Origin of the sequence: Leisingera sp. ANG-S5 (assembly GCF_000813925.1) — a bacterium.
Lineage (GTDB): Bacteria > Pseudomonadota > Alphaproteobacteria > Rhodobacterales > Rhodobacteraceae > Leisingera.
Genome location: NZ_JWLH01000005.1, coordinates 552,152 through 577,283, shown reverse-complemented (window position 1 = coordinate 577,283; position 25,132 = coordinate 552,152). Strand labels below are relative to the sequence as shown.

The 25,132-nt window shown below is 62.2% G+C and carries 28 protein-coding genes; 18 read left to right on the top strand and 10 right to left on the bottom strand.

The features are described from left to right. Window positions 1–64: 64 nt before the first annotated feature. Window positions 65–793 (bottom strand): metallophosphoesterase family protein, encoded by a 729-nt coding sequence (locus RA25_RS11100; protein ID WP_039172375.1) that lies wholly within the window; start codon window positions 791–793, stop codon window positions 65–67. Window positions 794–973: 180 nt separating this feature from the next. On the opposite strand from RA25_RS11100, the gene RA25_RS11095 reads away from it, so the two are divergent. Next, complete coding sequence (locus RA25_RS11095; RefSeq protein WP_039172204.1) at window positions 974–1,366, top strand: hypothetical protein; 393 nt, start codon at window positions 974–976, stop codon at window positions 1,364–1,366. A 57-nt stretch (window positions 1,367–1,423) separates the two neighbouring features. Here RA25_RS11095 and serA read toward each other — a convergent pair whose 3' ends face one another. Both serA and RA25_RS11085 read right to left on the bottom strand, forming a co-directional pair. After that, on the bottom strand, window positions 1,424–3,019 hold the full coding sequence (gene serA, locus RA25_RS11090; RefSeq protein ID WP_039172201.1) for a phosphoglycerate dehydrogenase: 1,596 nt from the start codon (window positions 3,017–3,019) through the stop codon (window positions 1,424–1,426). A gap of 63 nt (window positions 3,020–3,082) precedes the next feature. Further along, window positions 3,083–4,237: a phosphoserine transaminase gene (locus RA25_RS11085; RefSeq protein WP_039172198.1), complete on the bottom strand. Its 1,155-nt coding sequence runs from the start codon at window positions 4,235–4,237 to the stop codon at window positions 3,083–3,085. Between the two features lie 280 nt (window positions 4,238–4,517). Here RA25_RS11085 and serB point away from each other — a divergent pair, with 280 nt between their 5' ends. The 5 genes from serB to RA25_RS11060 all read left to right on the top strand — a co-directional run bounded on the left by serB (window position 4,518) and on the right by RA25_RS11060 (window position 7,330). Then, entirely contained in the window at window positions 4,518–5,393 is an 876-nt protein-coding gene (serB, locus tag RA25_RS11080) for a phosphoserine phosphatase SerB (RefSeq protein ID WP_039172195.1), read from the top strand. Between the two features lie 8 nt (window positions 5,394–5,401). After that, complete coding sequence (locus tag RA25_RS11075; protein WP_039172193.1) at window positions 5,402–6,160, top strand: TSUP family transporter; 759 nt, start codon at window positions 5,402–5,404, stop codon at window positions 6,158–6,160. A 65-nt stretch (window positions 6,161–6,225) separates the two neighbouring features. Then, window positions 6,226–6,546 (top strand): ArsR/SmtB family transcription factor, encoded by a 321-nt coding sequence (locus RA25_RS11070; RefSeq protein WP_039147687.1) that lies wholly within the window; start codon window positions 6,226–6,228, stop codon window positions 6,544–6,546. Further along, a complete protein-coding gene (locus tag RA25_RS11065) occupies window positions 6,543–6,980 on the top strand; it encodes an SRPBCC family protein (protein ID WP_039147685.1) in 438 nt (145 codons plus the stop codon). Before RA25_RS11070 ends, RA25_RS11065 begins: the two co-directional genes overlap by 4 nt. A gap of 29 nt (window positions 6,981–7,009) precedes the next feature. After that, window positions 7,010–7,330 carry a YciI family protein gene (locus RA25_RS11060; RefSeq protein WP_039147683.1) on the top strand — a complete coding sequence of 107 codons (321 nt, stop codon included), beginning with the start codon at window positions 7,010–7,012 and terminating at the stop codon, window positions 7,328–7,330. Window positions 7,331–7,365: 35 nt separating this feature from the next. Here the strand turns inward: RA25_RS11060 and RA25_RS11055 are convergent, their stop codons facing one another. Continuing rightward, window positions 7,366–8,364, bottom strand: coding sequence for an asparaginase (locus RA25_RS11055; protein WP_039172191.1), 999 nt, complete (start codon window positions 8,362–8,364; stop codon window positions 7,366–7,368). Between the two features lie 181 nt (window positions 8,365–8,545). Here RA25_RS11055 and RA25_RS11050 point away from each other — a divergent pair, with 181 nt between their 5' ends. The 3 genes from RA25_RS11050 (at window position 8,546) to rlmN (ending at window position 10,866) form a co-directional block, all read left to right on the top strand. Continuing rightward, window positions 8,546–9,076, top strand: coding sequence for an invasion associated locus B family protein (locus tag RA25_RS11050; RefSeq protein WP_029204711.1), 531 nt, complete (start codon window positions 8,546–8,548; stop codon window positions 9,074–9,076). A gap of 100 nt (window positions 9,077–9,176) precedes the next feature. Further along, the gene (locus tag RA25_RS11045; RefSeq protein WP_052254216.1) at window positions 9,177–9,572 is read left to right on the top strand and encodes a lysozyme inhibitor LprI family protein; all 396 of its coding nucleotides are present in this window, start codon (window positions 9,177–9,179) and stop codon (window positions 9,570–9,572) included. Between the two features lie 106 nt (window positions 9,573–9,678). Further along, window positions 9,679–10,866, top strand: coding sequence for a 23S rRNA (adenine(2503)-C(2))-methyltransferase RlmN (gene rlmN / locus RA25_RS11040; RefSeq protein ID WP_039147679.1), 1,188 nt, complete (start codon window positions 9,679–9,681; stop codon window positions 10,864–10,866). Window positions 10,867–10,904: 38 nt separating this feature from the next. Here the strand turns inward: rlmN and RA25_RS11035 are convergent, their stop codons facing one another. Then, a complete protein-coding gene (locus RA25_RS11035; protein WP_019295174.1) occupies window positions 10,905–12,146 on the bottom strand; it encodes a reprolysin-like metallopeptidase in 1,242 nt (413 codons plus the stop codon). A gap of 46 nt (window positions 12,147–12,192) precedes the next feature. Between RA25_RS11035 and RA25_RS23465 the strand changes: the two genes are divergently transcribed. Then, a complete protein-coding gene (locus RA25_RS23465) occupies window positions 12,193–12,687 on the top strand; it encodes a hypothetical protein (protein WP_342586127.1) in 495 nt (164 codons plus the stop codon). Window positions 12,688–12,714: 27 nt separating this feature from the next. On the opposite strand, the gene RA25_RS11025 is transcribed toward RA25_RS23465, so the two are convergent. Then, a complete protein-coding gene (locus tag RA25_RS11025; protein ID WP_019295176.1) occupies window positions 12,715–13,563 on the bottom strand; it encodes an LOG family protein in 849 nt (282 codons plus the stop codon). Window positions 13,564–13,711: 148 nt separating this feature from the next. Between RA25_RS11025 and RA25_RS11020 the strand changes: the two genes are divergently transcribed. From RA25_RS11020 to RA25_RS11005, 4 genes are all read left to right on the top strand, one after another. Then, entirely contained in the window at window positions 13,712–14,632 is a 921-nt protein-coding gene (locus RA25_RS11020) for a threonine/serine dehydratase (RefSeq protein WP_039172188.1), read from the top strand. A 38-nt stretch (window positions 14,633–14,670) separates the two neighbouring features. Next, window positions 14,671–15,270: a GntR family transcriptional regulator gene (locus RA25_RS11015; protein WP_029204714.1), complete on the top strand. Its 600-nt coding sequence runs from the start codon at window positions 14,671–14,673 to the stop codon at window positions 15,268–15,270. Between the two features lie 118 nt (window positions 15,271–15,388). After that, window positions 15,389–16,216, top strand: a complete 828-nt coding sequence (dapD, locus tag RA25_RS11010; RefSeq protein ID WP_019295179.1) for a 2,3,4,5-tetrahydropyridine-2,6-dicarboxylate N-succinyltransferase — start codon at window positions 15,389–15,391, stop codon at window positions 16,214–16,216. 203 nt (window positions 16,217–16,419) lie between these two features. After that, window positions 16,420–17,787 (top strand): formimidoylglutamate deiminase, encoded by a 1,368-nt coding sequence (locus tag RA25_RS11005; RefSeq protein ID WP_039172186.1) that lies wholly within the window; start codon window positions 16,420–16,422, stop codon window positions 17,785–17,787. Here the strand turns inward: RA25_RS11005 and RA25_RS11000 are convergent. Continuing rightward, window positions 17,784–18,401: a HutD/Ves family protein gene (locus tag RA25_RS11000; protein ID WP_241477394.1), complete on the bottom strand. Its 618-nt coding sequence runs from the start codon at window positions 18,399–18,401 to the stop codon at window positions 17,784–17,786. The genes RA25_RS11005 and RA25_RS11000 overlap by 4 nt on opposite strands. 63 nt (window positions 18,402–18,464) lie before the next feature. On the opposite strand from RA25_RS11000, the gene RA25_RS10995 reads away from it, so the two are divergent. Then, window positions 18,465–18,812: a hypothetical protein gene (locus tag RA25_RS10995; protein WP_029204715.1), complete on the top strand. Its 348-nt coding sequence runs from the start codon at window positions 18,465–18,467 to the stop codon at window positions 18,810–18,812. A gap of 2 nt (window positions 18,813–18,814) precedes the next feature. Here RA25_RS10995 and RA25_RS10990 read toward each other — a convergent pair whose 3' ends face one another. The 3 genes from RA25_RS10990 to RA25_RS10980 form a co-directional block, all read right to left on the bottom strand. Next, window positions 18,815–19,834, bottom strand: coding sequence for a transporter substrate-binding domain-containing protein (locus RA25_RS10990; RefSeq protein WP_039172367.1), 1,020 nt, complete (start codon window positions 19,832–19,834; stop codon window positions 18,815–18,817). 143 nt (window positions 19,835–19,977) lie between these two features. Beyond that, a complete protein-coding gene (locus RA25_RS10985; RefSeq protein ID WP_241477393.1) occupies window positions 19,978–20,901 on the bottom strand; it encodes a Hint domain-containing protein in 924 nt (307 codons plus the stop codon). Window positions 20,902–21,056: 155 nt separating this feature from the next. Further along, a complete protein-coding gene (locus RA25_RS10980) occupies window positions 21,057–22,652 on the bottom strand; it encodes a Hint domain-containing protein (protein WP_039172177.1) in 1,596 nt (531 codons plus the stop codon). A 310-nt stretch (window positions 22,653–22,962) separates the two neighbouring features. On the opposite strand from RA25_RS10980, the gene dapE reads away from it, so the two are divergent. Genes dapE through RA25_RS10965 form a run of 3 tightly spaced genes read left to right on the top strand, consistent with a single transcriptional unit; the run spans window position 22,963 to window position 25,099 of the window. After that, the gene (gene dapE / locus RA25_RS10975) at window positions 22,963–24,108 is read left to right on the top strand and encodes a succinyl-diaminopimelate desuccinylase (protein ID WP_039172176.1); all 1,146 of its coding nucleotides are present in this window, start codon (window positions 22,963–22,965) and stop codon (window positions 24,106–24,108) included. Further along, window positions 24,105–24,530, top strand: a complete 426-nt coding sequence (locus tag RA25_RS10970; RefSeq protein ID WP_039172173.1) for a GNAT family N-acetyltransferase — start codon at window positions 24,105–24,107, stop codon at window positions 24,528–24,530. The genes dapE and RA25_RS10970 overlap by 4 nt, the downstream gene beginning before the upstream one ends. Next, window positions 24,527–25,099: a TIGR04282 family arsenosugar biosynthesis glycosyltransferase gene (locus RA25_RS10965; protein WP_039172171.1), complete on the top strand. Its 573-nt coding sequence runs from the start codon at window positions 24,527–24,529 to the stop codon at window positions 25,097–25,099. The genes RA25_RS10970 and RA25_RS10965 overlap by 4 nt, the downstream gene beginning before the upstream one ends. Window positions 25,100–25,132 lie beyond the last annotated feature (33 nt).

Sequence of the window (25,132 nt, the reverse complement as noted above, 5' to 3'; positions counted from 1 at the left end):
GGCTTTGCCCCCTCGCGCCTTTGGCGCTCACCCCCAGAGTTCTTGTGGAAAGATGAAAAGCGGATCAGGGTTCCAGCAGCACCCTGCCTGCGTCTGTCAGCAGCCAGCAATCGCGGCCTTCGAACACTGCAGCGGTGAGCGGGCGGCCGTAGCCGGCGCCGCTGTCGAGGTTGACCCGGTTCACGTGATGCTCCGCCCGTTTCCCCGGAGTGTGCCCATGCACCACCAGCCAGGGGTGGGCGCGTTCGTCGTTCAGGAACTCCTGCCGGATCCAGATCAGGTCGTCTTCGCTTTGGCTCTCCAGCGGAAGGCTGGGGCGGATGCCTGCGTGGACGAACAGCAGTTCACCCTCCTGATGATAAGGTTTCAGGCCCGCAAGAAAATTTAGATGCGCCTGCGGAACCGCGGCGCGGGCGCGGGCGTGGGTCTGGTAGATGCGGTCGCCGTCTGCGACCTCCACGCCGTAGGATTGCAGAGTCTCAATGCCGCCAATGCGCTCGTGCAGCCAATGATAGCCGACCAGCAGCCGGGCATCGTTGCGCGGGTAATCCTCGAGGAACATTGAGAACATGCGGTCGTGGTTGCCCTTGAGGAAGACCCAGTTTCGGCCCGCGGCCTGGCCCTGGACCAGCCGTTCGATCACGCCGCAGCTGTCCGGACCCCGGTCGGTGTAATCGCCAAGGAAGACGATGCGGGCATCTGCGCCGCCGTCCGCCTCAATCAGCGCCAGCGCCTGTTCCAGCATGGCAAGCTGGCCGTGGATATCGCCAATGGCGTAGATCGGGGAAGTCATCACATGTCCTTTGCTGCTGATGTTTTGATGCCGGATCAAGCCTTGCACCTCAACCCCGCAGAAATGTCCCACCCCGCCGGTTTTCCCAAAAGATCAGTGAAGTATGCTAGGCTGGCGTTTCGAAATCCGCGGCGTTCCGGTGATGGGAGAAACGGAACCGCGACATGGGAGGGACAAGTGATGAATGGAATTGCACGGCCGTTCATGCTGATTGCAGTGGTGTGTGCCCTGGGCGGCATGGTTTGGGGGGTCCAGATGTCGGCGAGCCAGGATCACCTGCTGTCGCCGGCGCACGGGCATCTGAACCTGCTGGGCTGGGTCAGCTGCGCGATCTATGCGTTTTATTATCATCTGGTGCCAAGCGCCGGTGAAGGTAGGCTGCCGCGGCTGCATCTGGCTGCAACCGTGCTGTCTCTGGGGCTGCTGGTTCCGGGTATCCCGCTGGCGATCCAGGAGCGCACAGAGGTGCTGGCCCAGGCCGGATCACTGGCGGCGCTGGTGTCGATGCTGGTTTTCGGCGTTATTGTTCTGCGCAGCCGGCCGGAGAAGGCAACGATCGCGCACCAGAGGTGACAACGGAAAAGCCCCCGCAGCAATGGCGGGGGCTTTTGCAAGATTATGCCAGACGGGTCAGACGACGTCGAACTGCAGCGGCTTGATCTGGTTGAACAGACCGGTTTCCGCCAGTTTGGCGCGCACCTCTGCCGGGACTTCATTATCCACATAGAGAAGCGCAATGGCTTCGCCGCCGGCCTCGGAGCGGCCCAGGGTGAAGTTGGCGATGTTGACGCCGTGGTCGCCCAGGGTGTGGCCCAAGGTGCCGATGATGCCGGGCACGTCCTCGTTTGTGGTGTAGAGCATATGCGCGCCGACGTCGGCGTCGATGTTGATGCCCTTGATCTGGATGAACCGCGGCTTGCCGTCGGAGAACACAGTGCCGGCCACCGAGCGTTCGCGCTTGGAGGTCACCGCGGTCACTTTGACATAGCCGTCGAAGGAGCCGGATTTGTCCTGGCTGGTGGTGGAAATCTGCACGCCGCGCTCCTTGGCAACAACGGGCGCGGAGACCAGGTTCACCTCCGGGTTGGCGCGTTTCATGATGCCGGCAACCACCGCGCAGTTCAGCGCATCCAGGTTCATGCCGGCGGCGACACCGTCATAGAGGATGTTGATCGCCTTGATCGGCTCATCTGTCATCTGGCCGACGAAGCTGCCCAGATGATCGGCCAGCTTGATCCAGGGGCCCATGACCTTGGCTTCCTCAGCGGTGACGCTGGGCATGTTGAGCGCGTTTTCAACCGCGCCGGTCAGCAGGTAGTTGGACATCTGCTCTGCCACCTGCAGGGCGACGTTTTCCTGCGCCTCGGTGGTGGCGGCGCCCAGGTGCGGGGTGCAGACCACGTTGGGCAGGCCGAACAGGGCGTTTTCCTTGGCCGGCTCCTCCGAGAAAACGTCGAAGGCGGCGCCGGCCACATGGCCGGAGGTCAGCAGTTCCGCCAGCGCGCCCTCGTCCACCAGGCCGCCGCGGGCGCAGTTGATGATGCGCACGCCCTTCTTGGTCTTCTCAAGGTTCTCCTTGGACAGGATGTTGCGGGTCTGGTCGGTCAGCGGCACGTGCAGGGTGATGAAATCGGCACGGGTCAGCAGCTCATCCAGCTCCACCTTCTCGACGCCCATCTTGTCGGCTTTCTCGGTGCTCAGGTAGGGGTCATAGGCCACCACCTTCATCTTGAGGCCGCGGGCGCGGTCGCAGACGATGCCGCCGATGTTACCGGCGCCGATAACGCCCAGGGTCTTGGCGGTCAGTTCGGTGCCCATGAACTTGGACTTTTCCCATTTGCCGGCATGGGTGGAGGCCGAGGCCTCCGGCAGCTGGCGGGCAACCGCGAACATCATCGCAATCGCATGTTCGGCGGTGGTGATCATGTTGCCGAACGGGGTGTTCATCACAATGACGCCGCGCTTGGAGGCGGCCTCCTTGTCGATGTTGTCGGTGCCGATGCCGGCGCGGCCGATCACCTTGAGGTTCTCGGCGTTCTCAAGGATCTTGTCGGTCACCTTGGTGGCGGAGCGGATCGCGAGGCCGTCGTACTGGCCGATGATTTCCGCCAGTTTATCTTTGTCCTTGCCCACGTCGGGCAGGAAGTCGACGTCAATGCCGCGGTCGCGGAAGATCTGAACGGCGGCCTCGGACAGCTTGTCGGAGATGAGTACTTTGGGAGCCATGTCTGTGGTCCTTAGAATGTCTGTGCTGGGACGGCGGGCGTAGCCGCCCGCCTTTGAGGTTGCTCAGGCCGCTTCGGTCTGCGCGGCGATCTCGGCCTCGAAGGCCCATTTGATCCAGGGCATCAGGGTTGCCACGTCAGAGGCTTCCACCGTGCCGCCGCACCAGATGCGCAGGCCCGGAGGCGCGTCGCGGTAGGCGCCGATGTCGTAGGCGACGCCTTCAGCTTCCAGCCGTTTGGCGACGGCCTTGGCAAAGGCAGCGCCGTCCTGGATGCGCTCGTCGGTGAACTTGAGGCAAACAGACGTGTTGGATCGGTATTCCGGCTGTTCCGCTAGGAAGGCGATCCAGGGGTTGTCCTGCACGAAGCTTTGCACTGCGGCGAGGTTCGCGTAGGCGCGCTCGCGCAGGCCTTCCATGCCGCCTACCGAGCGGGCCCAGTCGAGCGCCAGCAGGTAGTCCTCCACCGCCAGCATCGAGGGGGTGTTGATGGTCGCGCCCTGGAAGATGCCGTCGATCAGCTTGCCGCCCTTGGTCAGGCGGAAGATCTTGGGCAGCGGCCATGCAGGTGTGTAGCTCTCCAGACGCTCCACTGCGCGGGGGCTGAGGATGATCATGCCGTGCGCAGCTTCGCCGCCCAGCACCTTCTGCCAGGAGAAGGTGGTCACATCCAGCTTGTCCCACGGCAGATACTGCGCAAAGGCGGCGGAGGTGGCGTCGCAGATCGTCAGGCCTTCGCGGTCCGCCGGGATCCAGTCGCCGTTGGGGACGCGCACGCCGGAAGTGGTGCCGTTCCAGGTGAAGACGACGTCGTTGGTGAAATCGACGGTGCCGAGGTCCACGATCTGGCCATAGTCGGCGGTTTTGACGGTGGCGTCGAGCTTCAGCTGTTTAACCGCGTCGGTGACCCAGCCGGAGCCGAAACTTTCCCAGGCCAGCATCTCGACGCCGCGGGCGCCGAGCAGGTTCCACATCGCCATTTCCACCGCGCCGGTGTCGGAGGCGGGAACGATACCGATCTTGTAATCAGCGGGGATGTTCAGGATCTCGCGGGTGCCTTCGATCGCTGCTTTCAGCTTCTCCTTGCCCACCGCGGCGCGGTGTGAGCGGCCCAGCGGCGCGCCTGCAAGTTTGCTCAGATCAAAGACGGGGGGTTTGGCGCAAGGGCCGGACGAAAAACGCGGATTGGCCGGCCGCGCGGCAGGTTGTTCAATAGCCATAAATGCTACCCTTCCAGATAAGCGCCCCTCGTTGGGGAGGGGTGTCCCGTGATCAGAGCTAGTGTGCTGCAGCGCGGCACGCAACAGAAATTTCAGAAAAATGCGGCTGTTCATCTGTTTTTTGCGACATGAATTTCCACCATCGGAAACAGCCGCGCTGAAATGGCGCAAAGGGCCGCTCCTTATGATGCCTCCGGATTTCCGCAGTTTTTTGCTGTCTGGCTGTTCCCGCGGCAGGGCGCTATGACATAGGCAAACAGCGCTGGAACGGAGCCTGCCGATGTACACCGCCACCCTGCTTTGCAACCCTGCCCGACCGGTGCTGGAGCCCGCGCTGATCGAATCGCTGCGCAATGCCTGGGGCGGTGATGAAGCGGTGTGGCTGGCGCTGGGAGTCGCGGCAGAGTTTCCGTTGAAGCAGATGCCGGATAACCGCTGGGACGTCTGGGCGGACCTGCAGGGCATGGGCGTGGATCTGGTCATTCAGCCCAGCGCCGGGCGCAGGAAAAAGATGCTGCTGGCCGACATGGATTCGACCATGATCCAGCAGGAATGCATTGATGAGCTGGCCGAGGAGGCAGGCGTCGGCGCGCGGGTGAAGGACATCACCGCGCGGGCGATGAACGGCGAACTGGATTTCGAAGGCGCGCTAACAGAGCGGGTCGGGCTGCTGAAGGGGCTGCCGGAGACGGTAATCGCCAAGGTTCTGGAAGAGCGCATTACCCTGATGCCCGGCGGCAAGCAGCTGCTGGCGACGATGAAGGCGGAGGGCGCCTATGCGGCGCTTGTTTCTGGCGGCTTCACGGCGTTCACGGCGCGGGTCGCAGAAGTACTGGGATTTGACGAGAACCGCGCAAACACGCTGCTGACCGAAGACGGCAAGCTGACCGGCGAAGCGGGCCGGCCGATCCTGGGGCGGGAGGCCAAGGTGGAGGCGCTGGAGCAGATCTCCACCCGGCTTGGTATCGCGGAGGCGGATGTGATTGCGGTGGGCGACGGCGCCAATGACCTGGGGATGCTGAAGCGCGCGGGCGCAGGTGTGGCGCTGCATGCCAAGCCCTCGGTCGCGGCGGAATGCGATATCCGCATCAATCACGGCGACCTGACAGCGCTCTTGTACATCCAGGGCTACGCCCAGGACGAATTCAAAGGCTGATCAATTAGATGCTGGAAGTGGGTTTCGAGACCCTGCTGCTGTTGCTGGCGGCGGGGTTTGCTGCCGGGTTCATTGACGCAATTGCAGGCGGCGGCGGGCTGGTCACGGTCCCGGTTCTGATGCTCGCCGGCGCCAATCCGGTCACCGCGCTTGCAACAAACAAGGTTCAGGCATTATTCGGCGCCGGCACCGCGGCGGCCGCCTATGCGCGCGCCGGGCATGTTGACCTGAAGACGCAGACTGGGCCTGCGCTAATTGCCTTTGCGGCGGCAGTTGCGGGCGCGTTTCTGGTGGCCTACCTGCCAACCGAATGGATCCGGGTGATCCTGCCGGTGCTGCTGATCGGGATCGCCATTTTCTTTGCGCAGAAGAAGGGGCTGGATGATCTCGACCGGCACCGCCGCTTGTCCCCCGCCCTGTTCACCGCCCTCATCGTTCCGCTGTGCGGGGCCTATGACGGGCTGCTGGGGCCTGGCGCGGGCAGCTTCTACATGCTCGCCTTTGTGTCGCTGGCGGGCTACGGCATCCTGCGTGCAACCGCCCATACCAAGCTGCTGAATTTCGCCTCCAATGCAGGCGGTCTGCTGGCGTTTTCCTTCTTTGCGACGCCCTGGTGGATCACCGGCCTGCTGATGGGCTGCGCCCAGATTGCCGGTGCGCGGGCGGGAGCGGGGCTGGCCAAGAAGCAGGGGGCAAAGGTGATCAAGCCGCTGCTGGTGGTGACCTCTGTCTCGCTCGCGGCCAAGCTGCTGTGGGATATGATGTAAGGTCGGCTCTGGCTTTGCCCCATATTTAACATTTCCATTAATTAACAAACATGCTAATAAATAGCATGGTACCGATTCTGAAATCCTTTGCCGCGCTGTCAGACGAAACCCGGCTGATGATCGTGGATCAGTTAATTACTGAGGGCGAACTGCCCGCCGGGGATCTGGCCCCCGGAGCAGGCATTTCGGCTCCGGCGATCTCGCGCCATCTGAAAGTCCTGCGCGAGGCCGGGCTGATAACCCAACGGGCTGAGGGCACTAAGCGGCTCTATTCTGCCCGGCCTGAAGGGCTGCGGATGATCGCCGAATGGACGCAATCGCGGCGCGCCTTCTGGGAAGGGAGCCTGGACAGGCTGGAAGCGGCCCTGATGGAGGACGAGGCATGAGCGACCTGCAGCTGAAGCGGACATTTCCGGTCAGCCCGGAGAAACTGTTTGCCTGGGTGACAACGCCGGACAAGCTGCTTCAATGGTGGGGGCCGGAAGGGGTTACCATTCCGGAACATGACCTGAACCTGAGCCGCACCGGCCCCTGGTACTCGGTCATGCAGAACAGCGACGGCCAGCGGTTCCATGTTTCCGGCCAGGTGACCCATGTGGATGCGCCGAAATCGGTTGGCTTCACCTGGGCCTGGCACGGCGACGACGGCAGCCGCGGCGATGAGAGCCATGTCACTCTGACCGTTGCAGCCACTGGGGATGGCGCCATGCTGGTGGTCGACCACCGGGATCTGGGCGATGACGGCATTGCCGCGCGCCACGAAGACGGCTGGACCTCAACCCTGCGAAAGCTGGAGGCGCTGCTGTCCGCAGAAGACTGAACCATCAACAAAACCAAGGGAGTAGACCAATGCCACAGTTCGTTTTTGCCTATCACGGCGGCAAGACCCCGGAGAGCGAGGAGGAAGGCGCCAGGGTCATGCAGGCCTGGAAGGACTGGATGGGAGGTATGGGTGATGCCCTGAAAGTGCCGGGTGCACCGGTTGGGATGTCCAAAACCGTCAGCGCTGGCGGGGTGGTCGATAATGGCGGCGCCAATCCACTGTCAGGCTATTCCGTGGTGGAAGCCGCCGATCAGGACGCGGCCTGCGAGATGGCCAAGGGCTGCCCGATGGTGGCAGACGGCAGCGGCTCAGTTGAAGTCGCTGAAATCATCGACATGGAAATGTAAGAAAATGCCCCGGTCCTGAACCGGGGCATTTGTTTTCAGAACAGCAGCTCGGCGGCGGGTCGGATGGATCCGCATTCCAGCCCGCGGCGGCTGTAGAGCATTTTGTTCATGTACTTTGCGGTCTCGGGGTTATCCGCATCCAGCACGCCGAGGCTGACCATCAGCGCCGCAATCGCGCATTCGCTGGCGCGGGTGCTGCCATCGGAGATCTTCAGCGCCACGCCCAATTTTTGTTCCGGCAGGATGGCGATGAACACCGCCTCAGCCCCGGTTTTGATCGCCACCTTGCCGCCCATTGCCCGCATCAGGTTGGTGCAGCAGCGGGTTTCGCCGGCCACCAGATCGGGATGCGCGGTCATGGCGGCGACCAGCTGCTGCGCTGCCTCGGACGCGCGATCGGAGCGGTCCGCGGCGCTGGCAAACCAGGCCATTGAGCGCGCCAGCCCGGTGACGGTAGTGGCAAAGTTCGGCGCCGAGCAGCCGTCGATGCCATAGCCGGGGCTGTCCTGGCCGGTGGTTTCCTCAAACGCAGCCAGACAGGCCTGCTGCACCGGGTGGTCCACCTCGATGTATTCAGTACCGCCGCCCAGGTACTGGTTCAGAGTCAGGAAGCCCGCGTGCTTGCCGGAGCAGTTGTTGTGCACTTGGCAGGGGCTGTTGTCGGTTTTGATCAGCTCATTGCGGGCGGGGATGTCGTCCGGCAGCTGCGGGCCGCAGCGGAAGTCGTCATCAGTCATACCCAGCTGACTAAGCCAGGCGTTAACCCGGTCCGTGTGAATATGCGCGCCGTTGTGCGAGGCGCAGGCCAGCGCCAGCTGTTCCGGGTTCAAACCATACCGCGCGGCAGCACCAGAGGTGATCAGTGGCAGCGCCTGGATCATCTTGGCGGAGCTGCGCGGATAGATCACTGCGTCCGGATCGCCCCAGCTGCGCACCACCTGGCCGCTGTCGTCACAAATGACGGCATGGCCCAGATGCAGGCTTTCCAGCAGCGGGCCGCGCCAGACTTCGGCCATGGGCACTGGATTCGGCATGATGTCTCCCCTCATGTTTTCTGGGCGAATTCCTGCCAAAACGCACTTTCGCCCGTGGTGCTAGTTACGTTAGTGTGCTTGTGTAGCGCAAGCGAAGGGATCGGGACCAGACAGCGGAAGAACGCTGCGGGCCCTTTGCTTGGTTTTGAGGTATGAGAGAACAGTCTTGGAGTCGGGACAAATGGCATTGAAACTCGCCCGCGTGGCTGCGGGCCTGTGTCTGGCAGCATTGGCAACCGCAGCAACTGCACAGGAAACGTCGAACAACCGGGTTGCGGCCAAGGTCGATTGGAGCGTTTTCGAGGGCAATGACCCCAACGAGTGCTGGGGGGTTTCCGCACCGAAGGAGACCGTGAACACCCGTGACGGCCGTGTCGTGGCGGTGCGCCGCAGCGAGATCCAGCTGTTTGTCACCTTCCGCAGCAGCGATGCGCCCAAGGGCGAGGTGAGCTTTACCGGCGGCTATCCGTTTGCGCCGGGGTCCACCGTGAACATGGCAATCGGCGAGTCCGAGTTTGAGCTGTTCACCGAAGGCGAATGGGCCTGGCCGGCAACGCCAGCGGACGATTCCAAGATCGTCACCGCCATGAAACGCGGCGCCAGTGCGGTGCTGACTGCGCGGTCGGCGCGGGGCACCCAGACCAAGGATACTTTCTCGCTGCTGGGCTTCACCGCGGCGATTGAAGATGCGGAAAAGCGCTGCAGCAAGTAACCCTCTGCATGTGCGGAAACACACGAAACCCCGGCCTGCGCCGGGGTTTTCTTGTTTGAAAGGCGCAGGGGGCGTAGCATAGGGGCAGGAGGTGTCTGCCATGCTGAACTCTGCCTTTCTTCCGGTCCCTATCCTTGCGGTTGCGCTGTTAACCCTGCCCGCCAATGCCAATCCGGCACTGGAATGCGGCACCGGCAGCCAGGAGGAGGTTGGCTCTTGCGTGGCTGATGACGAGGAAGGTGTGGAAGCGGCGCTGTTCAACGCACTGGAGGCGGCCATGATTGCCGCAGCGGAGCGGGACAACGATGCCGGCGGGACAAACACAGAGGCCGCGCTCATGGCGAGCCAAACAGCCTGGGAAGCGTTTCGCGCCGCCCATTGCAGTTTTATCGGGACGGCGCATCCGGTGCCGGAAGACGCCGGGATTGCCACCCGGGCCTGTTGGACAACCTTGGGGCGGGCGCGGGTCGACGAGCTGGTGCGGCTGGGCCAGTGACCGCCCGGAACCCGATGTGAAAGCAGATTTTCGCGGATTCCTTTTGATCTCTGTTCGAAATCCTATATAGAGCCGCATCCGCTCACCATGACCCGAGGCTTTTGCCATGACCGCCAGCGCGCCGATCACTCAGGATGTAATGACCCTGCCCCGCAAGGAGCCCGAGGGCGGCAAGATCAATCTTGTGGGCCTGACCCGCGAGCGCATGCGCGAAGTGCTGATTGAGCACGGCACACCGGAGAAGCAGGCCAAGATGCGGGTCGGCCAGATCTGGCAGTGGATCTACCAATGGGGCAAGCGTGACTTTGGTGACATGACCAACCTGGCCAAGGCCTACCGCGCGCAGCTGGCGGAGACCTTTGAGATCCGCATCCCCGAGGTGGTGAGCAAGCAGGTGTCGACCGACGGCACCCGCAAGTATCTGGTGCGGATCAACGGCGGCCACGAGGTCGAGGTGGTCTATATCCCCGAGGATGACCGCGGCACCCTATGCATCTCCAGCCAGGTGGGCTGCACCCTGACCTGCTCCTTCTGCCATACCGGCACCCAGAAGCTGGTGCGCAACCTGACCCCGGCGGAAATCGTCGGCCAGGTGATGATGGCGCGCGACGACCTGGAGGAATGGCCGGTGCCGGGCGCGCCAAAGGAAGAAACCCGGCTGCTCTCTAACATCGTGCTGATGGGCATGGGTGAGCCGCTTTATAACTTCGACAACGTGCGCGACGCGATGAAGATTGCGATGGACCCGGAAGGCATCTCACTGTCCCGCCGCCGTATCACCCTGTCGACCTCCGGCGTGGTGCCGGAGATTGCACGGACAGCCGAGGAAATCGGCTGCCTTCTGGCGATTTCCTTCCATGCCACCACCAACGAAACCCGTGATGTGCTGGTGCCGATCAACAAGCGCTGGAATATCGACGAGCTGCTGCAGGCACTGGCGGATTATCCCAAGGCGTCGAACTCGGAACGGATCACCTTTGAATATGTGATGCTGGACGGGGTGAATGACAGCGATGAGGACGCGCACCGGCTGATCGACCACATCAAGCGCTACAACATCCCGGCGAAGATCAACCTGATCCCGTTCAACGAATGGCCGGGCGCACCCTATAAGCGCAGCTCCAACAACCGGATCCGGGCGTTTGCCAATATCATCTATCAGGCCGGCTATGCGTCGCCGATCCGCAAGACCCGCGGCGAGGACATCATGGCGGCCTGCGGCCAGCTGAAATCAGCCACCGAACGCGCCCGCAAGAGCCGCAAACAGATTGAGGCCGAAGCCGGGATGAAATAACCCGGCTCCGGCCCCGCTGCGGCAGGTCCCCGGCTGCCTTAACTGAAAAGGAAATCGTCTGCGGACAGCCCGCCGGTGTAGCCGGTGAGCTCGACGTTGTGATTGCCGTAGTAGCTAATATGCGTATCGCCGCCTTGCTGGGTGATGGTCAGGTCACTGAAACTGTCAGGGCTGGTTCCGGAGAACCGGATCCTGTCATTGCCATTGCCGAAGTCGGTGATTGTGTTCGAATCCCAATAGTCAGCGGAAACAAAAACAAAGACATCGTCGCCTGTTCCGCCCGTCAGAACATCGGAACCGTCACCGCCGGAGAGGCGGTCCCGGCCGCTGCCGCCATGCAGTGTGTCGTTGCCGCGGCCGCCATACAGCTTGTCATTTCCGGAATTGCCGCGCAGGTCATCGTGTTCACCGCTGGCGCCTGAATATTTCGACGTGTTGATCCCGCCAATCAGGATATCGGCACCGCCGCCGCCCTTCAGCGTATCATTGCCATAGCCGCCAAAAAGCTTGTCTGCTCCTTTGCATCCGGCAAGCATGTCATCAGCCTCGCGGCCTTTGACCGTGTCATTGCCGCCATGCGCGAAAATCCTGGTGTCCTCTCCGGTTGCCAGAATGACTTCGGACCGGCCGCTGGTCTTGATCACTACGATATCGTCAGAGTTTTTGTACGCGTTCCAGCCTTCGGTCTTTGACGAGTTTCCATAGATATGCTGCAGCGCCTGAACATCCAAAGTGCCAAGTTCCGTGGCATTGTAGCCGGCATAATTGTAGGTCATCACGGTGTGCGCCTGATCGTCCAGATGATCGGCCAGCGTATGATCGCCATCATGCGGATGTTCCAAACCTACTGCGTGGCCGATCTCATGCAGGATCGTTTCATAGCCATAGGTGCCCGGCGCCATGCTGCTGCCCTGGATTGCCAGATCCCCCTTGCCGGTAGAAGTGGCGCTGGCCCAGGAGTAATTTGCCCAGCCGGCCGCTGAGCCGCCGTTGTAGCCGAATACATCAATCATCGCCGGACCGTCGGTTTCGACGAAGAGCAGCCCGGAGACTTCCTCGAACTCTTCCAGTGCCTGCCTGAAGTAGCTGCGCTGGGTGCTGTTGAATGACCAGTAGCTGGTTGCGCCGTAAGGGTCATCGGACGCGTTTCCCAATTCACCACTGCCGAGAAAACTGTATGTCACAACAGATTGGGTGCCGAGCTTGACCTGGCTGTTCCAGCGGTAGTTGCTGTTCGAGGTATAGGCCAAAAGCGCCGTGTAGTCTGTTACTTCGGACATCGGAAATCTCCACTGCTCCACCGCCGATAAGTTTTTGTTTGCAAATGTGGCCAAGTTTGGCCGGTTTCCTGGCGCAGAAGGTGCAAACACCGAAGAGTTTTCTGCAAAAGGCAAATACCAGCGTGTTCACGCTCTGGCGGACCGCGGCTTCCCGCCTAATTTCCAGGGCGACAGCCTTCAGACCGCTTATAAGCCCGACTGTTGCCTGACGGGCACAGCGGCAACCGCAGCACGTGCTGCCGCATTCTTTCCCCAATCCAGCTTCAATTCCGCCGCTTGGCACAAACAGTTTCCAGATTACGGACAATCCAATTTTCAGAAGGAATCACCGATGGCTCCGATGGAACGAAAGACCGCCCCGATTGACCCCAGCGTGCTGGACCTGATCCGCAGCGAACGCCAAAAGGCGCTGAGCCCGCGGGAATGGCAATTCCGCCTGCGCGGATACGGTTATGCCGTGAAAACCGTGGGAGGCGCCCAGATCCTCACCCGGCTCACGACCGGCGATGAAGTCGGCAAGCTGCCGCCGGAATTCGCCTGATCCCGGCAGCAGCGGTTCTTGCGGCGTTCAGCGCTCGCGGCCTGGCAGGCTGTCGCGCGGCGGCGCGGGCTCCCAGTTGTCGATGATCTGAACCGCTTCCTGCGCGGTATCGACCACACGGAACAGGTCCAGGTCCTGATCGGAGATGGTGCCGGCATCGGCCAGCGCCTCCCAGTTGACGATCTTATTCCAGAATTCCTTTCCGAACAGCAGGAACGGCACCCGTTCCATGCGCCCGGTCTGGATCAGGGTCAGGCTCTCAAACAGCTCATCCAGGGTGCCGAAGCCGCCCGGGAACACCGTGATCGCCCTAGCCCGCATCAGGAAATGCATCTTGCGGATCGCGAAATAGTGGAAGTTGAAGCTGAGATCCGGCGTCACATAGCCGTTGGGCGCCTGCTCATGCGGCAGCACGATCGACAGGCCGATGGAATGGCCGCCCGCATCCAGCGCGCCGCGGTTGCCTGCCTCCATCACACCGGGCCCGCCGCCGGTGACCACGACGTTATGGCGGCCGCCGCTCTCCTTTGACTTTTCTGTCATCAGCCGGGCGAACTCGCGCGCCTCATCGTAGAAATGCGACAGATCGGCCAGCGTCTGGGTGCGTGCCTTGTCCTTATGCGCAGGATCCGGAATGCGGGCGCCGCCGAACATCACGATGGTGCTTTCTATGCCATGCTCGTTCAGCATCAGCTCCGGCTTCAACAGCTCCAGCTGCAAGCGCACCGGGCGCAGTTCCTCGCGGCACAGGAATTCCTCATCGGCAAATGCCAGCCGGTAGGCCGGCGCCTGGGTCTGCGGCGTGGCGGGCACATGTTCGGCCCGGTCCCGGTCTGAGTGTGCGTCGCGGAAACGGCTGTGGCGGTCTTCGGTCATAAGCAATCCAAATAAAAATAACAGGATCTCCTTTGTAACCGTCCTTGGCCGTTAGCGCCAATCAAGAATGCATCAGAACGCGCCGTTCCGCTTGCACGGCGGCCCGGTGCGGATAAGGTTCCGGCCAAGCAGGCAAGGAGGACCGCGCATGAACTGGCAGGATGAAGTCAAGGCAGCGGCAGAACGCATCCGCCCCCATGTGCAGCAAACGCCCGTAATGCAGACCCGCGGGTTCGGCCTGGACTACCCGGTGGAACTGAAGCTGGAGCACATGCAGCACACCGGCAGTTTCAAGGCGCGCGGCGCCTTCAACACGCTGCTGAGCCAGGAAGTGCCTGCCGGCGGCCTGGTCGCGGCCTCTGGCGGCAATCACGGGGCGGCGGTTGCCCATGCTGCGCATCAACTGGGCCACAGGGCGCGTATCTACGTTCCGGAAATGGCAGGCCCCGCCAAAATCTCGCTGATCGAACGCACCGGTGCCGATCTGCAGGTGGTGCCCGGCGCCTATGCCAATGCGTTGGAGCAAGCGCAGGCCTATGAGGCTGAAACCGGCGCCATGCAGGTCCATGCCTATGACGCGCCTGCCACCGTCGCAGGGCAAGGCACCTGCTTCGCCGAATGGCAGGCACAGGGGCTGCAAGCCGACACCCTGCTGATTGCAGTAGGCGGCGGCGGGCTGATTGCCGGCGCGCTGGCTTGGTTTCAGGGCGCCCGTAAGATCATCGCCGTGGAGCCGGAAACCTCCTGCGCTTTGAACGCGGCGCTGGCAGCCGGGCAGCCGGTAGATGTAGAGGTTTCAGGCGTTGCCGCCAACGCGCTGGGTGCCAAGCAGATTGGCAATATCTGCTTTGAGCTGGCCGCTGCGCAGGGTGTCACATCCCTCACCGTGCCGGACAGTGCGATCACCCAGGCCCAGACGGCGCTCTGGCGCGAACGCCGGATCCTGGTAGAGCCTGCGGGCGCTACCGCGCTGGCGTCGCTGATGTGCGGTGCCTACCGGCCGGAGCCAGGCGAACGCGTGGCGGTACTGGTCTGCGGCGGCAACATTGCCCCGGATCCGCTGGGATAACCCTTGCAGCAATCCCCAGGCAGCCCTATCGGAATAGCATGTCCGCAACCATCGCCGATACAATCTATCTGAGCCTGAGCGAACGCATCATTACCGGTGCGCTTCCGGCTGGCGAAAAGTTGCGCCAGGACCATATCGCGCGGGAGTTTGCGGCCAGCCATGTGCCGGTGCGCGAGGCGCTGCTGCGGCTGGAGGCGCACGGGCTGGCGGTGTCCGAACCGCGGCGCGGCACACGGGTCAGCGCCCTGAACCCTGCTGAGATCCGCGAAGTGATCGAAATGCGGGTGGCGCTGGAAGTGCTGGCTTTGACGCACGCCTTTGGCCGGCTAACCGCCGAGGACATCGAAGACGCCAACGCTGCCCGTTTAGCCTGCGATGCAGCTGAGGACATGGCCAGCTGGGAACGGCTGAACCGCGCCTTTCACCGGGTGATCCTGGCACCCTGCGCAATGCCGCGGCTGCTGGCCTCGATCGACGATCTGCATATTGCCGCTGCCCGGCATCTGTTCGCCAATTGGCAGCATCAATGGAGCCGCCGGGTGGACGCCGATCACGCCGCCATTGTCCAGGCGATGACCCGGCGCGATGCTGCAGGAGCCTGTGAGATCCTGCGCCGCCACTTGCGCCGGGTGCGCTGACCGGCTGGAACCCGGCAAAACGCCGTCAGGGGCGGCAATTTGGACGCAATCCGGACATGACCTGCGGGCAGTTTGCCGGTATGAAGCTCCGAATCTAACCGATGCCGGAGGAACATCCATGTCCAACGCCCAGCTGGAAGCAGCAATCGAAGCCGCCTGGGAGGCGCGCGACACCATCACCCCCGCCACCACCGGCGAACAGCGAGAAGCGATCGAAGACACCCTGAACGCGCTTGACTCAGGCAGGCTGCGGGTGGCCGAGAAACTGGACAGCGGCGACTGGCATGTGAACCAGTGGGCCAAGAAGGCCGTGCTGCTGGGCTTCCGCATCAAGGACATGGAAATCCACGAAGGCGGCCCGCAGGCCGGCGGCTGGTGGGACAAGGTCGACAGCAAGTTCAACGGCTGGGGCGAGGCCGACTGGAAATCCGCAGGCTTCCGCGCGGTGCCGAACTGCGTGGTCCGCAAATCCGCCTATATCGCGCCGGGCGCGGTGCTGATGCCCTCCTTCGTGAACCTTGGCGCCTATGTCGACGAAGGCACCATGGTCGACACCTGGGCCACCGTCGGCTCCTGCGCCCAGATCGGCAAGAACGTGCACCTGTCGGGCGGCGTCGGCATCGGCGGTGTGCTGGAGCCGATGCAGGCCGGCCCCACTATCATTGAAGACAACTGCTTCATCGGCGCCCGTTCCGAGGTGGTCGAAGGCTGCATCGTGCGCGAAGGCTCTGTCCTGGGCATGGGTGTCTTCATCGGCAAGTCGACCAAGATCGTCGACCGCGAAACCGGCGAAGTGATGTACGGCGAAGTGCCGCCCTACTCGGTGGTTGTCGCAGGCTCGATGCCGTCCAAGAACAACATCAGCCTTTACTGCGCGGTGATCGTGAAGCGCGTGGATGAGAAGACCCGTTCCAAGACCGGCATCAACGAGCTGCTGCGCGACTGATCCACGCCGCGCAGTCTATGACCAGAAACGCGCCCCGGCCGGGCGCGTTTTTTTCGTTTATGCAGAAGCGCCTGCTTCTTTATGGTCCCAAATACTCCGGGGTGAGGCCGCCAGGCCGAGGGGCAGCGCCCCTTCTGCTCAAAACTCTTGCAGTGCAATAAACGTGGCGCTAATGGTATTATATCTACACATAAGAGAGTCAGATGCAGACCATTTTCGCCCAGCGCGCCCGCCTGCCCCAGGGATGGGCTGAGAACCTCCGGCTGACAGTTGATAACGGCCGGATTGCCTCAGTGGAAACCGGTGCCGGGCCGCAACCCGGGGACGCGCGGGCGGATGTGCTGCTGCCATCTCTGGGCAACCTGCACTCGCACAGCTTCCAGCGCGCGATGGCGGGCATGACGGAGTACCGCGCGGCCGGCAAGGACAGCTTCTGGACTTGGCGCGAGCTGATGTACCGCTTCATGGACTGCATCACGCCTGAGCAGTACGAGGCTATTGCAGCGCTGGTGTTCATGGAAATGCTGGAGGCCGGCTACGCATCTGTCGGCGAGTTCCATTACGTTCACCACCAGCCGGGCGGCGCGCATTTTGCCTCGATGACAGAGCTGAGCGAGCGGGTGTTTGCGGCGGCCAGCCAGACAGGCATCGGCCTGACGCACCTGCCGGTGCTTTACACCTATGGCGGTGCCGGCAAGCAGGAGCTGAGCGGCGGTCAGCAGAGGTTTGGCAACTCCGTGGCGGACTTTTCTGATCTCGTCAGCCGCGCCCGCGGGATTGCAGCGCGCGATCTGCCCGCGGATACCTGTGTCGGCATTGCGCCGCATTCGCTGCGTGCCACCTGCCCCGAGGATCTGGCGGATGTGCTGCGGATCCAGGACCGGCTGCCGGTGCATATCCATATCGCAGAGCAGCCCAAGGAAGTGGCGGATATCAGCGATTGGCTGGGTGCGCGTCCCGTTGAATGGCTGCTGGAAAACGCGCCCGTGGATGGCAAATGGTGCCTGATCCACGCCACCCACATGACCAGCACCGAAACTATCGCCATGGCGCGTTCCGGCGCCGTTGCAGGCCTTTGCCCGATCACAGAGGCCAATCTGGGCGACGGGCCGTTCAACGGCGTGGAATACCTGGCGCATTACGGCGCATTTGGGGTTGGTTCAGACTCTAACGTGCGGATTTCACTGCCGGAGGAATTGCGCACACTGGAGTATTCCCAGCGCCTGCGGGACTTGGCCCGCAATGTGCTGGTGCCGGGCGAAGGCTCGGTGGGCGAGACGTTGTACTTGGGTGCAGCCAAGGGCGGCGCGCTGGCTTTGGGGCGCGATGCCGGGCGGATCGAGGAAGGCGCGCTGGCGGATCTGGTGGCGATTGACAGCACAATGCCCGCCCTCTGCGCGCTGAAGCCGGAGCAGTTGCTGGACGGTCTGTGTTTTGCCGCGGGCGATGACACCGTAACGGACGTCTGGAGCGCAGGCCGCCACGTAGTGCAGCAGGGTCGCCACATTGCCCGAGACACTGTGGTTGCGGGATATCAGACAGCCATCAAAGAGCTGCTGAACAGTCTCTAAACAGGCGAAAACTGCACATGGATAACCGCGCCGCCGTCGGAAACCTTTCCGGTGGCGGCACCTTGTGCGATAACACCCTCGCCTGGAAAAAAGCGTCCCTTGCCAGGAATCTCCAGACTGCCGGAAACCACAAAGAAGGCTTGGATGCCCTCACAGTCACGCAACGCACCTCCATTCAGAATTTCCGCCTTTGCCGTGACACGGTTCGGATCATAAATCACATTGAACGCCTTGCAGACGCCATCGCGCAGCCGGCAATCCAAAGCCAGGCCGCCATCAAAGGACACCGGTTTCAGCGGCCGGGCCTCCAGCCGGATGTGTCCATCCGACAGGGTGTGGCCGGCGCCTTGGACGATGCAATGAATGCGGGCGTATCCTGAAAAGGCTGAAAACGGGCCGCTTCGCTCAATTTCTGCCAGGCTGAGACGCCAGGCAATTTGGCCGTCTTCTTCTTGCACGGCCAGTTCGCGGGTAATGCCGCCGCCGTTTTTCCAGGGCACCGGCCGGGCAGTCAGGGCGGAAAAACGCATCGGGTATCCTCGGGGGCCATTATTAATAAGCTTAGACATAGAGCCCGGCTGCAAACCGCCGCAAGCCTTCAGTTGATTGCGCATCACCCCGGTACAGGTGTGTCAAATGGATTGACCATCCCCCTGCCCCGGCGCTATGGCGGCGGCATGGAAAAGAAGAAACCCTCCCGCCAGCAAGTCTATACCCTGCTTGTCCAGATCGGACGCAAGGAGGGAGACGGCCTGCCCGACGGCGCCACCGGCGCTGCGCTGATGATCTATGCATCCGGTATTGATGAAGCCGAGGCGGTGCGGGAAACAGTGGCGATCCTAAAGCAAGCCGATACTGCACCGCTGGACGTGACCGGATACGGCACCCTGGAAGAGCGCGAGGCCGAAGGCCATGAAATCGGCGATGAGGAACGCGATCTGATGCAGCGGGCCCTGGAGGAAAACGCGGTGATTGTCGCTCAGATGACCCCGTTCTTTGACGGCGAAGAGCCTGTTTTTCACTAACTTCAGTTCTGGCTGCCGAACCATTTGCGGTAGAGGGCGTCATAGCTGCCGTCCTCCTGCATCGTCAAAAGCGCCTGGTTGACCTCTTCCACCAGCGGCGAGCCGGCCGGGAACACCAGCCCGTAGTTTTCCCGCAGGAACGGCTGGCCGATGGTGTGGCCGTATTGATGGCCGCCTTGCTGCACGTAGAAATTCAGTACCGGCGCATCAAAGACCACGGCCTTGATCTCCCCCGCTTCAAAGGCAGCCAGCATCTCCTCCAAACCAGAGAAGGCAGCATAGTCGATCTCGCGCCGGTCCAGGAAACCGGCGGCTGTGGAGCCGCCGATGGTGCCGACGGATCTGCCATAGAGGTCATTCACCGAGTTCACTGAGCCGGTGATTGCCTCCACTGTCATAACCGCTGTGATCTTGGCGACAAAGATTGAGACGATGAACAGCGAAGATACCACCAGCACCACGCCGAACATCCGGCCAATGGGTGTGCGCGGCACCCGTTCCTCGAAGCCTCCATTCACCACCAGATTCAGCGCCCACCAGAAAGAGGGGAACCATGCCTCTTTCAGAGGGCGGTCGAAATAGGGCTGTGCGCGGCGTTCGAACGTCCACATCATCATGCCGCCGCCAAACAGCAGCAGAAAGGCGATCCCGATCGCCGCTGCCAGGTCCCAGGACATGATCGCCCGCAGCAGCGATGGCTCGCGGACGTCATCAGCCTGCACCATGATCTGCAAACCGCTTTCAAAAATCGGGTGGCTGAAATCCATTTCGATCTCCCGCGAGGCGGTGATCGAGATATTGGCGGCTGCCAGATCGGCCTCTCCGCTCCGCACGCCTTCCAGCATGTCCGAAAAGCTGTCAGCGCGGCTGACGCGGTAGTCCAAATCCAGCCGCTCTGCCAAGATTTTGAACAATTCCAGTGAGAAGCCGGTGTCGCGCCCCTCTTCCACCATTGAAAAGGGCGGCCGGGTGACGGTATTGACCGTCAGCACCTGCGCGGAAAGCAATTGCCCCCATAGCATAAACAGGACGGCTGGGATCAGGCGGAGATACGGCACGGAAACGCTCGGATTGGCCTCTGAAAGGGTTTTAACGTCCTTAGGCGGATCACGGTTTTCACGCAAGCATCAAGGATGCAGAGGCAGAAATTGCGTCAAAGACTGTGTCAGGCCGTCCGCCTGTCAGCCAGCACCGCAGCGTCAAAGGCACGCAGAACCGGGAATTTCGGCTGCCGGTGTTCCGGCAGAGCAGCGGCACCGTGCGGCGCCACAAGACTGGCCGCCAGGCGCTGCGGGTCGCGGCGCAAGCGGCCCAGGTACAGGCTCTCGGTCATCGACCCGGCGGCAATCAGCGGCTCATGGTCCGGCAGGACCGCCTGGCAATAGGTTATCAGAGGCGCGCCAGCCTGGCCCGGCTGCGCGGTGCCGGTACCCAGCAGATTGCCGGCTGGCACCAGAACCGCGGGCTTGCCAAACAGGTATTCGACCTCTGAGCCGGTCAATACCAGCCGTTGAAACGGCGCGACCTGAATGTCTTGCAGCAATCCGAAGTACGGTGCTCTGAGACGCACTGGAGCGAAGGAGCCCAGCGCAGGCACCTGGCGCTCCACCACCTGCAGCACGGGTACTGCCGCACCGCCGCTGGTCAGCACCAGGTCCCCCCGTTTCAGGCAGCCCAGTGCGCGGTAGCCTTGCGGTACGGCAATTGGCGTGGCTGGCAGCAGCCCGGGGGCTGGACCAGCTGGCTCAACCTTGGCGGACAGGGCCAGATATTCCACTGAAGCTCCCCTGTAGCCCAGCGGCCCCGCCAGCGCCTGCAGATCACGCAGCCGCCAAGGTTTTGGATCCGCCAGCGCGGCAATCTGCATCTGCCCGCCATCCGGCTGTTCCAATGTCAGCTGCCCTGTTCTTGCAGGGGCATCCCAGGCGTAGCTCAGCCGCAACCGTCCGGCGCGTCCAGAACTGGTCGGATTCAGTGTCTTATGCAGAACGGCCCCGCACTGCTCCAGAACGAAACTCAGACCGCCGCCCGGAACCGCCTGAATTGCCAGCCGCAGAGGCCAGTCTCCGCCCTGGGAATAAAGGAGCAATGGCTCAGGACGGGTGATTTCCGGCAAGTGGCATTCAAGCATGATTGTGCCGCACACAAGCAAACTGTCTCCGTCGGCTGTCCCGCCAGAGCGCAGCGCCTGCGTATTGCACCAATCGAGCCCGCTGCCAGAGGCCGAAAACCAGGACACCTTCCTCAGGCCGCCTGCGCTGCGGCCAGAAGCTGGCCCTCATAAGACTTAAGCGCAGGCCGGGCAGCAGCGCTGTAGCCCGCGCCGGTTTCCGGGTCCAATTCGGGAAACAGCGCGCAAATCTCCTCAGCCACCGCCTGTTCGAAAAGATTAACGATCTGCGGTCCCGGCAGGAAACTTTCCGTCTCCAATCCTTCCGAGTAGATCACTTGGTGGCTATCGAACATAAGGTGCACATAGGTGACCTCACCGCCCGGACAGCAGGTAACGCTGCGGCCGTTCACCAGATCCTTGGCCGCTACCAGAACCTCTTCTTCACCGAAGAACAGCTCAGCATGGGCCCCGCGCACAAGCACCCGGTGCTGCGGCGAGACCAGCAGCGCGCCATGCCGCCCAAAGGTATCCGCAGCAATACGAATTGGTGCAAAATCCCCTTCAGCTGCAACCGAGCGGCCACCGGTCCAGCTTAGCGGCTGGGCCCCCTCGTCGCGGGTTTCAACCAGGTCACCTGGCATCAGATCCTCAACCGGCACTTCTCCGAGCGGAGTGCGGATAAGAGTTCCGGCCACAAAACAGGGGATTGAGCTTGCGTTGACAAAGCCGGTGTCGCTGATGGTGCCGTTGCTGACTGTATAAGTGAAATTGAAATGCTCGGTATCACCGTCACCCGCCAGGGTGATTGTGCCATCTTCGTTCAGCGTCACCTGCTGGCCTGAGGGCAGCGTGACTACGGACCCTGCGGTGACTGCAACCCCGTTGATGTGTGTCACGGTCAGAGTGCTGCCGTCAGCTCCATCCGTGCCGCCGTCCCATATGTTGATATCGTTTTCCAGAATATCGATGGTCTTGCTGCCATCCGGCGTTACAAACACTTTGTCTGTAATGGCAATCAGATTGGTCTGTCCCGACTTGCCTGCAATCAGGAGATTGCTGTCATAGCTGCTGTCGCCAACGTCGGCTATGCCGATCCGGATGTTGTTCACCTGATCCGGGTTCACCCGCATCGTCAGGGTCATGGTGACCGTCAGGCCGTCCATCTCCGTGTTGAAATCATCGCTGGTGTTGTCGAGATATAGGTTCTCATTAATTGAGGCACTTACATTTGCCGGGTTCGCGGCACCGCCTGCAATTTCCAATTGGGCCGGTTCGCCATTCACCCAAACCGCAACCATGTCCTGGTAAACGGAGTTCTGAAATTCGGGAAACTCCTCAGAAGAGAATACAAACTGCAGCGTCATCACCTGCGAATCCGGAATAAAGCTCACATCCAGATAGGAGGCGTCATAGGTTCTGGTGCCGGCGATTTCATTGAAATCGGCTTGGTTGCTTGGCCCCCAGGTGTTGGTGGATTGGTTGGTGTCCTGATTGGCTTGGCCGCGCGAATTGGTGAACTGATCGGCGCGCCCCGTCGACAGTATTACGCCTGTGTCACTGGGTGTCGCACCGGGTGCCAGCGCATCGCCGTTGGAATAAATCGCTGAAGAACGGCTGTCACCGGTATAGCTGGCATCTAGAACGGTAATCCCGTCACCAAAGATGGTGTCTGCCATCTCCAATGCGGATGCATTGGTATCGTAATTAAGCTCTCGTGCCCTGACCATTGCGCCGCCTGCTCCCGCCATCCGGACAAGCGTCCCGCGCAGACAGCTGCCACTGCCGCGTCGCCAGCGGACCCGCCGCCAGTCAGTTCTGCGCGCCCCGCTGTTACGGTGGTGCTGCTCTCGGGATACCCTGCCTCGGGTTAATTATGATTAACAAATCATTAACATGATTCCCGGATACTGGGCAGGCTCTCCTTTGCAGGGCCGTGAAACCGCTGCTTTTGCGCCACATTTACGGGCCTCCCTGCGAATTGCACAGCGCTCCGTTCCGCGCTAGGCCTGTGGCAACCGGAACCTGAGGAGCCCGCCAATGCCGCAAACCGATCCCGCCCGCCTGACTGCCGACCTGATCCGCTGCCCGTCGGTCACGCCTAAGGAAGGCGGCGCATTGGTGCTGCTGGAAAAACTGCTGAGCGAGGCCGGATTCACCTGCACCCGCACCGACCGTGGCGAGGTCAGCAACCTGTTTGCCCGCTGGGGCGCCAAGGGCCACGCCAAGACTTTTGGCTTCAACGGCCACACCGATGTGGTGCCGCTGGGGGACGAGGCCGCCTGGACCATGCCGCCGTTCGGGGCAGAGGAAAAGGACGGGTTCATGTACGGGCGCGGCGCGACCGACATGAAATCCGGGGTTGCGGCCTTTGCGGCGGCGGCCGTGGACTTTGTGCGGGACACACCGCCAGACGGGTCCATCATCCTGACCATCACCGGCGACGAGGAAGGCCCTGCCGTGGACGGCACCACTGCGCTGCTGGATTACATGGACCGCGAAGGTGAACAGATGTCGGTCTGCCTTGTGGGCGAACCGACCTGCCCCAATGAGATGGGCGAGATGATCAAGATCGGCCGCCGCGGGTCGATGACGGCCTGGTTCACGGTGACCGGTGTGCAGGGCCATTCGGCCTACCCACACCGGGCCAACAATCCGCTGAACGCAATGGCGCGGCTGATGGACCGGCTGGCGAGCCATGAGCTTGATCAAGGCACTGAACACTTTGACGCCTCCACCTTGGCTGTTGTCACTATCGACACCGGAAATACCGCGACCAACGTGATCCCGGCTCAGGCCACTTCAGCCGTGAATATCCGTTTCAACGACGCCCACACAGGTGCCGGCCTAACGGACTGGCTCCAAAGCGAGGCGGACAAGGCAGCAGCGGAGTTCGGCGTTGATATCGGGATGAAGGTGAAGATCTCAGGTGAGAGCTTCATAACCCCGCCGGGCGCGCTCTCGGATCTGGTTTCAAAAGCGGTCGAGGCGGAGACCGGCCGCAAGCCGGAACTGTCGACCACTGGCGGCACCTCGGATGCGCGGTTCGTCAAGAGCCACTGCCCGGTGGTGGAGTTCGGGCTGGTTGGCAGAACCATGCACCAGGTGGATGAGCGCGTGGAGGTCGCACAGATCCACCAGCTGAAAGCCATCTATACCCGCATCCTGCAGGACTATTTCGCATGAGTCTGAGCATTTCAGTCACCGAGGATCTAGAGACATGCTTTGCCTTGCGCCACCAAGTGTTCGTGGAGGAGCAAGGGGTGCCGGTGGAGGAGGAGCAGGACGCGCTGGACGGCTCTGCCACCCATCTTCTGGCGCTGCAGGACGGTGTCCCGGTTGGGACGGCGCGGATTGTGTTCAATGGGAACACCGCCAAGATCGGCCGGGTTTGCGTGCTGTCCTCGACCCGCGGCACCGGGCTTGGCGCCAAATTGATTGAGGCTGCAGTGGATACCGCCCGGGCGCGTCCCGGGGTAATCAAGGCCAAACTTGGTGCGCAGATCCATGCGCTCAGGTTCTATGAGAAGCTTGGCTTCACCGCCTTTGGCCCAGTCTATGACGATGCCGGTATCGATCATCGGGACATGGTGCGTGATTTCACGTGAAACGCACCCTGATCATCATGGTCAAGGAACCTCGTCCCGGACGAGTCAAGACACGTCTGGGCCGCGATATCGGCGTGCTTCCTGCCACCTGGTGGTTCCGTCATCAGTCCGCCCGGCTGATCCGGTCCCTGCGGGATCCGCGCTGGCAGATTGTGCTGGCGGTAGCGCCGGACCTGGCGGTGCGCTCCAAGGTCTGGCCTGCTGATTTGCCGCGCTGGCCGCAAGGGCAAGGCGATCTGGGCGCACGCATGAAGAGGATGCTTCAATCCGCGACAGGCCCTGTCTGCCTGATCGGTGCCGACATTCCCGGCATCACCCGCAACCATATCTCTCGTGCTTTCTCGGCCCTCGGCAATCACGACGCAGTCTTCGGCCCGGCAGCGGATGGGGGTTACTGGCTAGCGGGCGCTAAACATCCGTCCCGCCTGCCGCAAGACATGTTCGAGGATGTTCGCTGGTCCAGTGAACATGCGCTGGCCGACACGCTAAACACTCTGCCCGGCTGGCGCATCGCGCTGACCGATACCCTGCAGGATGTTGACACCGCCACGGATCTGCCACGGCGCTGACGCTTCGCTTTTCACCATGACGCCGCCCCCGCG